The 14,348-nt window shown below is 35.7% G+C and carries 8 protein-coding genes; 2 read left to right on the top strand and 6 right to left on the bottom strand.

Annotated elements, in window-relative coordinates; all coding sequences use genetic code 11:
* Positions 1 to 9: 9 nt before the first annotated feature.
* Positions 10 to 1,869, bottom strand: a complete 1,860-nt coding sequence (locus CQ046_RS06990) for a glycoside hydrolase family 13 protein (RefSeq protein ID WP_105701560.1) — start codon at positions 1,867 to 1,869, stop codon at positions 10 to 12.
* A 206-nt stretch (positions 1,870 to 2,075) separates the two neighbouring features.
* Here CQ046_RS06990 and CQ046_RS06985 point away from each other — a divergent pair, with 206 nt between their 5' ends.
* Positions 2,076 to 3,068, top strand: a complete 993-nt coding sequence (locus CQ046_RS06985) for a sterol desaturase family protein (protein WP_105701559.1) — start codon at positions 2,076 to 2,078, stop codon at positions 3,066 to 3,068.
* Positions 3,069 to 3,137: 69 nt separating this feature from the next.
* Here CQ046_RS06985 and CQ046_RS06980 read toward each other — a convergent pair whose 3' ends face one another.
* From CQ046_RS06980 to CQ046_RS06965, 4 genes are all read right to left on the bottom strand, one after another.
* Positions 3,138 to 5,294: a glycoside hydrolase family 97 protein gene (locus tag CQ046_RS06980; protein WP_105701558.1), complete on the bottom strand. Its 2,157-nt coding sequence runs from the start codon at positions 5,292 to 5,294 to the stop codon at positions 3,138 to 3,140.
* Positions 5,295 to 5,371: 77 nt separating this feature from the next.
* A complete protein-coding gene (locus tag CQ046_RS06975; protein ID WP_105701557.1) occupies positions 5,372 to 6,490 on the bottom strand; it encodes a SusE domain-containing protein in 1,119 nt (372 codons plus the stop codon).
* 17 nt (positions 6,491 to 6,507) lie between these two features.
* The gene (locus tag CQ046_RS06970; protein ID WP_105701556.1) at positions 6,508 to 8,106 is read right to left on the bottom strand and encodes a RagB/SusD family nutrient uptake outer membrane protein; all 1,599 of its coding nucleotides are present in this window, start codon (positions 8,104 to 8,106) and stop codon (positions 6,508 to 6,510) included.
* Positions 8,107 to 8,111: 5 nt separating this feature from the next.
* Positions 8,112 to 10,850: a SusC/RagA family TonB-linked outer membrane protein gene (locus CQ046_RS06965; protein ID WP_105701668.1), complete on the bottom strand. Its 2,739-nt coding sequence runs from the start codon at positions 10,848 to 10,850 to the stop codon at positions 8,112 to 8,114.
* Positions 10,851 to 11,186: 336 nt separating this feature from the next.
* Between CQ046_RS06965 and metG the strand changes: the two genes are divergently transcribed.
* Entirely contained in the window at positions 11,187 to 13,226 is a 2,040-nt protein-coding gene (metG, locus tag CQ046_RS06960; RefSeq protein ID WP_105701555.1) for a methionine--tRNA ligase, read from the top strand.
* A 283-nt stretch (positions 13,227 to 13,509) separates the two neighbouring features.
* Here metG and CQ046_RS06950 read toward each other — a convergent pair whose 3' ends face one another.
* Positions 13,510 to 14,214: a class I SAM-dependent methyltransferase gene (locus tag CQ046_RS06950; protein WP_105701553.1), complete on the bottom strand. Its 705-nt coding sequence runs from the start codon at positions 14,212 to 14,214 to the stop codon at positions 13,510 to 13,512.
* Between the last annotated feature and the right edge of the window lie 134 nt (positions 14,215 to 14,348).

The following is a 14,348-nucleotide window of genomic DNA, read 5'->3' as shown; positions in this document are numbered from 1 at the left end:
GTATAATAATTATTTTTCGAGTTCAATAATCAACGGAGTTTTTGCAGAAATATTCATACTGTTTTGTAATGAAATTTCTTTTCCTGAGATAATCTCTTTTCCTTTTGTAAATCCATTAAGAGATTCGGCAAAACGTTTCAAGTCTAATGTCTGATCTTTTTCATTATTGTTGATCACCATCATTACACTTTCTTTGTCATTGTATCGGAAGTAAACAAAAACACCATCCTGAGGAACGAAATTTTTAGTTTTCCCATTATGAATCACATCTTTACCTTTTCTCCAGTTCAGTAATTTTTGAGTAAACTGGAAAAATTCTTTCTGTTCCGGGGTTTGAGCGGATGGAAGGAAAGCATTTTGTTTGTCAGATTTCCAGCCTCCCGGAAAATCTCTGCGGATATCTGCATCACCTCCGGCATTTTTATCTCCACGCATTCCTATTTCTGATCCGTAATAGATCTGCGGAGTTCCTCTCACCGTTGAAATCAGGGCGAGTGCCATTTTATAAGCATTGGGATTGGCGTTAAAAATCTCATTCCATCTTTCGGTATCATGATTTTCGAAGAAAACTAAAAGATTTTTAAGATCCGGATACAGGAAATCACTGGTAAAAGAATCGTAAATACGGATCATTCCTTTATCCCAGCTTTCTTTTTCTTTAAGGGCTTTAGGCATATTTTCAAACAGCATAAAATCCATCACCGATGGTAAATTTGAGTTGTAACCTGCTATTTCTCCAACTTTGGAATCTTTCTGCCATGCTGCAATTTGTGCGGCTGTATAAAGCCATGTTTCGCCTACGATATTGAATTTTGGATATTCATCAGTAATCGCTTTAGCCCATTTCGCCATGGCTTCTTTATCATTGTAAGGGTAAGTATCTACACGAATACCTCCCAGCCCTGCATATTCAATCCACCAGATTGCATTTTGGGTAAGATATTTTAAAACCAATGGATTTTTTTGGTTAATATCAGGCATGGTGGTATCAAACCAACCATCCAGTGCATATTTTTTATCAATATCCGAAGCATTGATATCAAACTGTGTTGTGGTTTTATAATTGGATCGTTTAAATCCATTTTCTCCTTCGTCAAACCAGTGTATCCAGTCTTTTGATGGTAGATCTTTGATCATCCAGTGTGAACTTCCCCAATGGTTGGTTACATAATCCATCACCAACATCATTTTTCGTTTGTTCAGCTCCTGAGATAAGGTTTTGTATTCCTCATTGGTTCCATAGCGACCATCTATTTTATACAGATCGGTTTGGGCATAGCCGTGATAAGAATATACTTTTTCGTTGTCTTCATTCACAGGGGTCAGCCAGACAGCTGTTGCTCCCAAATTCTGAATATAATCCAAATTATTGATAATACCACGGAGATCTCCGCCATGCCTTCCATTAGGCAGGCTTCGGTCTACTTTTTCCGTAAGCTCCGGCCTCGAATCATTCTTCTCGTCACCATTGGCAAAGCGATCCGGCATAATCAGGTACATCACATCTTTTGAAGTAAAAGATTCCCGATTGGCAGATCCGGATTCTCTCTGCTTCAGTTCGTAGGTATAAGCACCGATATTTTTTTTATCTTTTTTAATATTGATGGTAAACTTTGGAACATTTATTTCGTTGGTATTGACTGTAATAAAAACATAATTCGGATTATCCACTTTCTTGATGTCTTTAATCTGTATTCCATCTGAAAGTATAATCTCGTTATGGGCTACGTCTTTCCCGTAAACAAGAATCTGAAGTTCTGGATTTTTCATCCCTTTCCACCAAAAAGCAGGTTCTACTCTTTCCAATGTTTTTTGGGAAAAAGCGACAGAAGCTATTGAAAGGGCTAATGTGGCATATATTGTCTTCATATTAGTGTTCAATTTAGCATTAAATTTTCATATATACATTCAAAAATATGTTGTAAAGCATCTTTTTTTATCGCTATTAATGTAAAGTTTCAAAATTTAACTTCCCATTATAAATTTATATCGAAAAAATTTAAACTTTTCATAAAAAATTCATCCTGAAAGTTGATTTTTCATTCTTTTTATTTCTAGTTTTACAAAAAAAAGAAATGTTTGATTTCAGTAATATGTTCAAAACTGAAGGACCGGATGTTGTTTACAGCTGGACCATTCCTGTATTTGCTGTGATTATTTTTTTAGAGATGGCCTACAGCCACTTTAATAAAGAAAAGATCTATGAAACTAAGGATGTAGCAACTAATGTCCTTTTTGCTTTGCTCAATTATGGGTTAGACATCATTATGAAAGGTTTTTCTTTATTTGTCATGATGTTTTTCTACCATCACCGTATCTTCGACTGGCAGGAAGGCGTTTGGTATTGGATTGCTGTATTCCTGGCTCAGGATTTTGCTTATTATGTTCATCATTATGTAGATCATCACTCACGGGTTTTCTGGGCAGTGCATATCACTCACCATAATTCTGATTATTTCAATATTAGTACAGGATTCAGAAGCCCGGTGTTTCAACCACTGTACAGATATTTGTTTTTCTCACCGTTAGCTTTTATGGGTTTCCATCCATGGCATATTCTGGTAGCATATTCTGCAATACAGATTTATGGCACTTTTGTACACACACAATCCATTAAAAGTATGGGATTCCTAGAATATATTCTGGTTACCCCTTCTCATCACAGAGTACATCATGCATGCAATATTAAATATCTTGACCGCAATATGGGAATGGGGCTGATTATCTGGGATAAAATTTTCGGAACTTTTGAAAAAGAAGATCCTGAAGTACCTGTTAAATATGGAGTTTATCCAAAAATAAAGTCAAAAGATCCTGCTACCATGCTTTTCTATGAATGGAGAAGAATAGGAAAGGATATCAGACAACCGGGATTATCTTTTAAAAACCGTATAAAGTATCTTTTTTATTCACCGGGATGGAGGCATGACGGTACCGGAAAAACAGTAAAGCAGTACCAGAAGGAGTACAAAGAAAAGATAAAAAACAGAATCTCATCGGTAAAAGAGCCAGCACCAGACACCGAATACCAATTTTCACCATTGAACCAACAGACAGGAGATAAGTAATCTCTAAAAAAATACCCCGGACATCAAGCATTTGATGAACCGGGGCACCTTAGTGTTTCTTCAAATTAATTATTTTACTGGCTTAATAGAAATTGCGAAACCGCCACTTCTTGCCATTTTAAAATTAATTTTTGACTTGCTTGTAATCTCTTTTTTATAGATGTTATAGCTTTGAGGATTATCAATATAATCAGCATCTTTTCCATCTTCATAGATTGTTGCTTCATATTTCTTTCCTTTGTCTAAGAAAGAGAAATCTAATGCATAATCACGTTTGTTTTCATCGGTAATACCTCCTACAAACCAGTTTTCAGTACCTTTTGCTTTTCTTGCTGTAACTACATAATCTCCCGGTTCTGCAGATAAGATTTTTGTATCATCCCAATCTGCTGCCACATCCTTGATAAACTGGAATGCGTCCATATGTTTTTTGTAGTTCTCAGGAAGATCTGCTGCCATCTGAAGCGGCATATACATCGTTACGTAAAGGGCCAACTGTTTTACCAGAGTAGTTTTTACAAAACGATTATCTCCAGGGAAATAATAGTCTAACTTCGTTTGGAAAATTCCTGGAGTATAGTCCATAGAACCACCCATCCATCTTGTAAACGGAAGAACCGTCTGGTGGTCTGGCTTATTTCCTCCGAATGCCTCGTATTCTGTTCCACGGGCTGCTTCTGCAGAAATATAGTTCGGGTAGGTACGGCTTTCTCCTGTAGGACGTACAGATTCATGAGAATTGACCATAATTTTATAGTCATTTGCTTTTTCTGCAATTCTATAATAGTGATTAATCATCCATTGAGAATAGTGATGTTCTCCTCTAGGAATAATATCTCCTACATATCCTGTTTTCACAGCATCATAACCGTATTTATTCATGGTTTGGAATGCTTTGTCTGCCCATCTTTCATAGTTCGTAGCAGAACCTGAAGTTTCGTGGTGCATGATCAATTTAATTCCTTTTGAATGGGCATATTCATTCAACATTTTGATATCAAAATCCGGATATGGGGTAATGAAATCGAAAACAAATTCTTTGGAGTGACCGAACCAGTCTTCCCAACCGATGTTCCATCCTTCAATCAACAATCCCTGGAATCCGTTTTCTGCAGCGAAGTCAATATATTCTTTAACTTTTGTATTGTTGGCTGCGTGTTTTCCGTTGGGAGTCAATTTTGCAAAATCAGTTTTACCTAAATGAACATTTTCAGCCGTAGAATACGCCCATTGCGATTTTCCGATGATCATTTCCCACCAAACTCCCATATATTTTGTAGGGTGAATGTAAGAAGTGTCGGTATATTTCGTAGGTTCGTTAAGGTTAAAGATCATTTTAGAATCCATCACCTGTTCTGCTTTCGGAGCTACAATAATAGTTCTCCAAGGTGTTACTGATGGCGTCTGAATATACCCTTTTGCTCCCTGTCTGTCTGCAGTTAAATGCGTTTTGAACTTATAATTCTGTGCATCAACTTCAAGATGTGAAGCGGGATAATCTAATACCGCTGCTTCTGCAACGTTGATATACAAAGGTTCTTTTCCTTCTTTTTTTAGCATCAATGGAGACTGAACTGCATTTTTCACCAATGACTGTGAAGCGTTGGCATCATATGCTTTATCCCATTTTGCCGGAATTTCAGAAACTTTTGTTTCCTGATACTGATATTCCTGAGAGTCATAATCTGCAACGATCCACCATGCCTTCATGTCGGTAGGAAAATCAATTTCAGAATCTTCTTCTCTGATTACGAAATAATTAAGATTTTTCTGCTGTGGAAATTCATATCTGAACCCTAGACCATCATTAAATAATCTGAATTTCACTACAATACTTCTGTCTGTAGAAGCCTGGTTCAGGGTAACCGCCAGCTCGTTGTAATGGTTGATATAATTTTTCTTTTCTCCTAAAACCGGCTGCCAGGTTTCATTTTTGGAGTCTCTTTTTTCATCTGTCTTTGCAAAACCGTTGTTCAGATCGTATTTTGCATCTTCCGGTTTGGCTATTTCGGAAGCGAACTTTATGGCTGTGTCTTTAAATAATCTCAATCCCAATTTAGAATCCTCAACTACTACTGCACCATTGTATTTCAGATTATAGTAAGGTACTCCTTCTTTCAGCTGAAAATTCATTTCAAACTTCCCATCCGGAGATTTTAAAGATTGGGCTTTCACACCTGTAAACATCATTGAGAGCAAAAGCGCTCCAACTGTAATTTTCTTCATAATGACTATTTAATTAACTTAAAAATAGATAAAGTGCTGCAATAAAGCAGCACTTTGCCTTTATAAATTTAATATTCTTACAATTTTGTAATCGTTAGCTTATAATATGCTGAATTGTGTAAATCCAGTTCAATTTTATAATTACCTGCTTGTGAAACTTTATAGGCAGGATCTCCTGTTACTGTGTTCTCTGAACTTAAATAAGACTGAACGGCAGTTCCGGAAACCAAGGTCTGATCTGCATCTTTTGGCTGGAATTTCATTGCCCAATCATCATTGGCTCTGAATTTAAATACTCCTGTACTGGACAAAGCAATAGAGTTAATTACAAAAGTTCTGGTTGCAGGATTATATACAAAATCAGTATCTGATCCCCATCCGGTAGGCGTTGCATCACCAATCACTCCAAAGTTTGCAATAACTGAAGAATAGGTATTGGCAGCCCAATTTACTTTAATATAGTATGTTCCTGCAGCTGGAGCTTTTATATTGTCTCCATCTGCTTTCAATTTTCCAGAATTGCTTCCGTCATCTCCTTTATTTCCTGGCCAGTCCTGATTGATCGCAAATTTATATTTTCCATCTTCAGCGCCAGCAACAGTATTGATCCAGATAAATCCTCTGTACTCATCATTCTTTCCAGGAGAAAACAAATTAGGCGAGTTGCCTGGAGTCCAGTTTGCATACCCTGCAGCTCCTGCATAGCTTCCCGGTACATTGATCTTAGGATATACCAAATCCGGGTTTGGAGTATATGGAGTTACTTTAACAGCTACTACATTAGAATAGAAAGCTGCTGATCCTACAGAGGTCTTCAATCTTACCTCAATATCATTCACAACATCCGGTGTAGCTCCGATACTAAACATAGCAGCGTTCATAGCAGCATTAGTAACAGGACCAGAAGTCATATCGTTGGAAAAGTCAACGGTAGCACTTTTTTTAAAGTTATCTCCTTTGATTCCGAATTCAATTTTCTGATTAGGAACTACAGCAATATTAAATGTTGGTTTTGTCCAGGTAAAAGTGATTACAGCAGTATTTGCATTAAGCTCACTAAGAACAATTGCACTTTTATCAGCAGATAACTTACCTGCAGATGTTTCATTAATAACTGCCTGATCCTCATCTTTTTCACAGGAAAAAACTAATAGTCCCGTAAAAACCAGGGCTAATATTTTGAATAAATTTTTCATTATAATAGTGTTTTTAATTAATAACCAGGGTTCTGAACAAGATTAGGGTTAGCAACAATATCGTTAGCAGGAATTGGAAATAAGTTTCTATAATCTTCAACTGATTTACCATCTTTTACACCACCTTTCCAAGGCCATAAATATGAACCTGAGGTAAATTTACCATAACGAATTAGGTCGGTTCTCCTCGTTGCTTCCCAAGACATTTCTCTAGATCGTTCGTCTAAGAAAAAATCAGTATTTATTGAAGCAACAACAGTTCCTCCCGCTCTCGTTCTTAAGGCATTTACATATCCTAATGCAGTGGCTGCATCACCTCCTGATCCACCTCTTGAAACGGCTTCACCATACATAAGATAAATATCCGCTAAGCGGTATAAAGGAATATCTGCATCAACAAAATTACCTGATGCATCTGACCCAGGGGCACCATTAGAATACTTTATATTTTTATACTTAATAAATGCATAACCATCTGTAAATGTTGATACATTATTTATTTCTAAACTTTGACCACTTGTATAGAAATTTCCTCTTTGATCACTTGGGGAACCTGCAAATAGATTAACAAAAGATTTTGTTGTTCTTATACCACCCCAACCTCCATTGATTCCGAACTGAGAAGCAGGCATCGAACCTCCAACTGCAGCGTGTACCATAAAAGTTGAACCTCCGTAAGTTTTTGTGCTTGTACCATCGTAATTTACAGATAAAATAACTTCAGGATTATTTACATTATTATCTGCCATAAATAATGATGAATAGTTTGATTTTAATGAATATCCTGAGTTTATTACTTTATTACAGTAGGTAATACAATCCGTATATCTTGCTGTACCTGTATAGACTTGTGCGTTTAAATATAATCTTGCTAATAAAGACCAAGCAGCAGCCTTATCTGCTCTACCATATTCATTACTTCTTGCATCTTTAAGATCATTTGCACAAGCTAAAAGCTCAGACTCTACATATTTGAATAGTTCTGCTCTAGCAATTCTTGGAGGAGGTGTATTAATAATATCAGTAGTCTCTGTTACCATTGGTACATTTCCAAATAAATCCATTGCATGATAATACGATTGAGCTCTTAGAAAACGAGCTTCAGCACGCATATATTTCGCTTCTGTAAGATTAGTTCCAGTAATTCCGTTTGTAGAAAGTTTTTCGTCAGTTGTATTTTTAATAAACTCATTACTTACCGCAATTACATTGAATATTCTATAGTATATTGCTGCAACAAACGGATTGGAAGCATTCCAAGTCATATTGTGCATCTCTGGAAGACCTGAATCAGCCCAAGCAATAACAGCTTCGTCTGTTGTTAGAACCTGCATACTATACATTTGACGAAGATAGTTTGAGAACCCCCCATCAATTCCACCTATATCGGTGTTTCCGTCTGCATTATTTTGATCTCCTTGACCACCAATTGCTAGTCCTGCATAAATTTTAGCTAAAGCAGGTTTATAATTATTAAAATCCTTGTATAAAACAGAAGCCGTTAATCCTAGACTTGGTTCTCTCTCAAGATCTTGTGTACAAGAACCTGCAAAAAATAGAGTCCCTAGAGTAATAGACCCTATAATTATTTTTTTATATAAATATTTATTTTTCATGTTGATTAAAATTGGAAGTTAAACCCTACTGAATACACTTTTGGTCTTTGATAGAAACCATTGTCAATTCCTCCAAATACCTCAGGATCTACACCTTTATATTTTGTAATTACAAAAACATTTTGTGCCATTGCATTTACTCTTAAATTGGTTCCTTTTCCCATAAATTCTCCTGCATTGTAAGCAATTGAGAAATTATCCATTCTAAGGAACGATGCATCTTCAATGAACATATCAGAGAAAAGTTGTGTCGCAGCAAACTGGGTTGTTAAAACACTTGAATTTGTATTGCTCAAGAAATTATTCGCCTGAATATTTGCAATTGAGCTATTAGAAGCAGAATTATTATAAACGTAGTTCCCTAAAACAGCTCTAAGCGATGTACTAAATTCCCATTTTTTCACACTTACCTTTGTAGAAAAGCCTAAGATTACATCAGGATTTGGAGATTTGTAGAAATATTTATCATCTTCAGTAGATTTCCCATCACCATTCCTGTCAACGTATACTCCTTCTAAAGGCTTTCCATTACTATCATAGACCTGTTGATATACATAAAATGCATTAAGGGGCTGACCAACCGTAATTGCTTGAATGTAGTTATTAATACCAGTAAGCGTTCCCACTTGAATTTTATATGATGAATCTACATATTGAGATAAACTTGTAACCCTAGGATTAAATCTAGTAGCATTAAGATTTACATCCCACGTTACACTTTCATTTTTCACAGGAACCAAATTCAAGTTAGCTTCAAAACCTTTATTGGCAATAACTCCAACATTTTTAATATTAAAGTTACTTAAATCACCTGCCCAAGTAGGTACTTTTGCAATAAGGTTTTCAGATTTTTTATCAAAATAATCTATTGAACCACTAATTCTATTATTTAAAATAGCAAAGTCTAAACCTAAGTTTTTAGTAGTAGTTGTTTCCCAAACCAAGTTTGGATTGTAAACATCTGGACGAAGTAAAGTATAGAAACTATTACCAAACTGGTACTGCGCAGTACTACTATTACTATAAGAATAAGAACCAAATGCAGGATAGAAATTACCTGTTTCTTGCTGGCCTGTTTTACCCCACCCTGCTCTTATTTTTAATGATTTAATCGCTGAAATATTTTTTAAGAAGCTTTCTTCATTAATTTTCCATGCAACTGAAACTGCTGGGAAATTACCCCATAACTGGTTTTTATCTGCTCCATTCCAGAATGTTGAAGAACCATCTCTTCTGATAGAACCATTGATAACATACTTATCTGCTATCGTAAAAATACCTCTAGCATAAAAAGACAGTAATGTTCTCTGTGTATCTCCTGCAGTTGAAAAATCGGTTTTTTGACCATTTCCATAATATGTAGGAGCCTCCGGAGTAATTGATCTTGTGTCTTGATAAGAGTAACCACCAATAATATCCACAGTTGTATTAATGGCATTAATCTTTTTTACATAATTTAGATAAGATTCAAATAATTTACTTTTAATTTCCTGCGAATATGAACGATAAGATCCTAAAGTTCCAATTCCTTGAGCGTAATCTTTGTATGTGTTAACAGAACCATCACTTTTTGCATAATCATAAGATCCTGTTATATTCAGCCTTAAATCCGGTAAGAAATGAAACTTATAATCTAATTGTAAACTTGGAATAACTCTAAAAACAGATGAAATATCTCTTTTACCATATAATAAACCTAATGGGTTTCTTGTTCCATTTACATTTAAACCTGTAGCAGTGTTGGCAGGATCTAACCATTCGTAATATCCTCCATATTTAGAATTCCCTGAATATACAGGTTGTGTTGGATCAAAATAAATAGATGCTCCAATAGCTCCAGCATCTGGAAATCTGTTCTCAGAAAAAGTTCCTTTAAAATTACCATTAACAGTTAAATGATTATCAAAAAATTTAGGTGAAAAATTTAAACCTAATGACGTTCTTCTGAATTCATTTGTCCTTACAATACCGTTTTGCTCATTGTACCCCAAAGACACTCTATATGGCAAACCTTTTACACCACCTGAAAATGCAACATTATTGTCTGTTCCCCAGGCTTGTTGATAAATTTTATCCTGCCAGTTAGTATCTGCTGTACCCAGATAAGATTTTTGAACACCCGTTCCAAAAGTATTCACAAAACTTCTAAACTGATCAGCATCCAAAACATCTACATTACCCATTTTAGTGGAGACAGAAAAATTAGTATTGAAATTAACTTTGAATTTACCTGCAGTACCTTTTTTCGTTGTAATTAAAATAACCCCGTTCGAGGCCCTATTTCCGTAAATAGCTGCAGAAGATGCATCTTTTAAGATATCAAATGTTTCGATATCATTTGGATTAATCAATGATAACGGATTCGTTGCTCCACTCAAACTGTTAAAATCAATAGGAACACCATCAATAACAATTAGCGGATCATTATTAATGAATGAAGAACCACCTCTTACTCTAATTGTAGAACCTGAACCAGGAGCACCACTGTTACCAGTAATTTGTACCCCAGGAGTTTTACCAACAATTAGTTGATCAGCAGTGGCTGCTCCCCCATTAAAATCTTTGGATGTTACAGAAGAAATAGATCCTGTAAGATCCGTCTTTTTCTGCTTACCATATCCAATCAAAACCACTTCGTCAATTTTCTTCTCTTGAGGAAGGGAATCCTTTTTCTGCGCGTGCATTACTGTACTTGCCAATAAAAAAGCGGGCGCAATTTTCAAAACGGTTGTAAAGTTCTTCACAATCATATTTTTTATAGTTTCGTTTTTTTTCAGTCATTTTTTGGCCTCGAGCCAGACTCGCAATTTATAAAAAAATTGGAATTATCATAAATTTAATATAATTTTATCTAAAATTATGTATATTACGAAACGGGTTTTAGTTAGTTTTTTACAGTCCAATATTTTACAGCATCTTATGCTTTGCATAATATTTGTTTCAATTTAACAATTTGTTAAACGTTTGTTTAACTTAATTTCATATTCAACCTTTCAAAATCGCTTTATTCCTCATAATAATACCACCAATAGCGGTATTCAGCAGATATTCCTTATCTTTGCATTTAAACTTTACTATAAATGTCAAACAGAAAGATGATTACGGCAGCTTTGCCTTATGCAAACGGGCCGGTTCATATAGGACATTTGGCAGGTGTTTATATTCCTGCGGATGTTTACGCAAGATTTCAGAGAAGATTAGGAAAAGATGTAGCGTTTATCTGTGGTTCAGATGAGCATGGGATTCCTATTACCATAAGAGCTAAAAAAGAAGGAGTAACTCCTCAGGATATCGTTGACAAATATCACGAGATCATTAAAAAATCTTTTTCAGACCTGGGAATTTCATTTGATGAATATTCAAGAACAACGTCTAAAAACCATTATGAAACCAGTCAGGATTTCTTCAAGGTTTTATACGAGAAAGGAAAATTCACAGAAGAAATTTCTGAGCAGTATTTTGATGAGCAGGCAGGAGAATTCCTTGCTGACCGTTATATTGTAGGAACATGTCCTAATTGTGGTAACGAAAATGCTTATGGAGATCAGTGCGAGAAATGCGGTTCTACCCTTTCTCCTTCTGAGCTGATCAATCCGAAATCAATGCTTAGTGGAAATGTTCCTATCCTTAAAGAAACAAAAAACTGGTATCTTCCATTAAATGAATATGAAGACTTTTTAAATGAATGGATCATTGAAGGTCATAAAGATGACTGGAAGCCTAACGTATACGGACAGGTTAAATCTTGGTTAAATGACGGGCTTAAGCCTCGTGCGATGACCAGAGATCTGAACTGGGGTGTTCCGGTTCCTCTTCCAAATGCTGAAGGAAAAGTATTATATGTATGGTTTGATGCTCCGATCGGTTATATTTCTTTCACCAAAGAATGGGCAGAGAAAAATGGAAAAGACTGGAAAGATTATTGGCAGAGTGAAGACAGTGATCTGGTACACTTTATCGGAAAGGATAATATTGTATTCCACTGTATTATTTTCCCTTCGATGATGAAAGCGCACGGAGATTATATTATGCCGGCTAACGTTCCTGCTTTTGAATTCCTGAACCTTGAGAACGATAAGATCTCAACATCAAGAAACTGGGCAGTCTGGGCTCATGAATATGTAGAAGATTTCCCTGGACAGCAGGATGTTTTAAGATATGCTCTTCTTTCATCTGCACCGGAAACAAAAGATAACAACTTTACTTGGAAAGATTTCCAGACTAAGAATAATTCTGAATTAGCTAATATTTTTGGTAACTTCATTAATCGTGTTGCAGTATTAATTAACAAAAACTTTGAAGGAAAAATTCCTGAAGGAGATGTAAATGCACCAGAATTAGAAGAAATCAGCAAAAGAGCTGTAGAAATCAGAAACTCTCTTGAAAATTATGAATTCAGAAATGCATTAACAGCATTTATGAATCTTGCAAGATTTGGAAATCAATACTTGCAGAATGAAGAGCCTTGGAAAACGGTTAAAAATGACATTGAGAAAACCAAAAATACATTATTTATTGGAGCTCAAATTTCAGTTGCACTAGCAAATTTAGCTGAACCATTTTTACCTTTTACAGCACAAAAATTATATGAAATTTTTAATGTTGAGCAAAAAGGATGGACTGAAATTGAAAACTCAAAAGTATTAATTGAAGCAGGTCATCCAATAATGGCTAATGCTCCAATTTTATTCTCTCAGATTTCAGACGATATCATCGAAGCTCAGATCCAAAAGCTGGAAGACACAAAACAAAACAATAAAAAAACAAACCTTAACGCAAACCCAATGAAAGAGGAGATCACGTTTGATGACTTTACTAAAATAGATCTTAGAACAGCAACCATTATTGAAGCTGAAAAAGTAGAAAAAGCAGATAAATTACTAAAACTTACTGTAGATACAGGAGTAGATGTAAGAACTGTTGTTTCTGGTATTGCAGAAAGTTTCACTCCTGAAGAAGTAATCGGTAAGCAGGTAATGATCCTTCTGAATCTTGCTCCAAGAAAGATCAGAGGAATTGAATCTCAGGGAATGTTATTATTAACAACAAAACCAGACGGAAAATTATCTTTCGTAACACCGGATGACAGGAATGTTGAAAACGGTATTGAGATCGGGTAATTAAAATCCTTATAAAGATTATAGGCTGTTTCACCAGAAGCAGCCTTTCTTTTTTATGATTCGTTTGCAAATGCCATCCTTTATTAAGATAATCATTAGGAGCTTGTTCCCGCTATCCACTTTTACTCCTCGTGCCTGCCCGAAAGGCCAATCACGTGCTGCGGGGTAACCGTTTCTATCGGGGCTAGGGAGAAGCACAAAAAAAGTCATTCCGGTGTACAGAATGACAATGTATTATCTTTTGAGATTGCTTCGCTTTCAGCTCGCAATGACTTGTTGACAATTATTTTTTAGTCAGTTTTGCCAGATAAGAATCCTCATCTTTCAAAACTCTTTCTATTTTGAAGCCATTGTTTTGAGCCGCATTTTTCAGTGTATTGAAATCAAGATACAGCCAGGTAATCGGTTCTTCAGATTCCCCTTTATAATGAACCACATATTCCAGTTCTCCATAATATCCACCAGCCGGAATATATACTCCACCATCTTTATCACGGTCGAACATATAAAGAATATCTGTACTGTCAATTAAAACCTGTCCGCCATCATTCAGTAAAGTATGCAGTTTTTGAAGATAGGGATCTATTTTAGCAAGGCTTTCAAAAACTCCGGTACCGTTCATCAATAATAAAATAGTATCAAAACTTTCTCCTGAGAAATCAAGCATATTTTCACAAACTGCTTTTTTAACTCCTCTCAGCTTGCAGATCTCAATAGATTTTGGTGAAATATCCAATGCGGTCACCTCAAGATTTCTTTCATTTTGAAGGTATAAAGAATGAGAACCTGCACCCGCCCCGATATCCAGAACTTTTCCGTTGGATAACTGCAATGCTTTCTGCTCAATATCATTCATTTCTTCAAAATCTCTGAATAAATAATCTACCGGAAGCTCATCCAGCTCAGAAATTGACGTTTCAGTCTGCAGATCTTCAGGATTGTCATTGTGGTAATAATCCCAGATCGCTCTGCCCATTAAATCTTTCATAGTGCAAAGATACGGGTTCGGGGTGATAGTTGCCAGTTTATTTTGTTGCGGGGTGCTGGTTGTTTTTTGTTCCTGGTTACCCCACAACGTTAAGCTCTCTCTCAAATCCTCAAACCCTCCCACTCTCAAACTCA

It is taken from the genome of Chryseobacterium sp. MYb7 (assembly GCF_002979455.1).
GTDB lineage: Bacteria > Bacteroidota > Bacteroidia > Flavobacteriales > Weeksellaceae > Chryseobacterium.
Note: the sequence above shows the minus strand (reverse complement) of the source record. Positions and strands in the feature narration are given on the sequence as shown.

Coding starts and splice junctions, on each gene's coding strand:
- CQ046_RS06980 (WP_105701558.1), bottom strand. CDS start 5,294: ATGAAGAAAATTACAGTTGGAGCGCTTTTGCTCTCAATGATGTTTACA.
- CQ046_RS06985 (WP_105701559.1), top strand. CDS start 2,076: ATGTTTGATTTCAGTAATATGTTCAAAACTGAAGGACCGGATGTTGTT.
- CQ046_RS06990 (WP_105701560.1), bottom strand. CDS start 1,869: ATGAAGACAATATATGCCACATTAGCCCTTTCAATAGCTTCTGTCGCT.
- CQ046_RS06950 (WP_105701553.1), bottom strand. CDS start 14,214: ATGAAAGATTTAATGGGCAGAGCGATCTGGGATTATTACCACAATGAC.
- metG (WP_105701555.1), top strand. CDS start 11,187: ATGTCAAACAGAAAGATGATTACGGCAGCTTTGCCTTATGCAAACGGG.
- CQ046_RS06975 (WP_105701557.1), bottom strand. CDS start 6,490: ATGAAAAATTTATTCAAAATATTAGCCCTGGTTTTTACGGGACTATTA.
- CQ046_RS06970 (WP_105701556.1), bottom strand. CDS start 8,106: ATGAAAAATAAATATTTATATAAAAAAATAATTATAGGGTCTATTACT.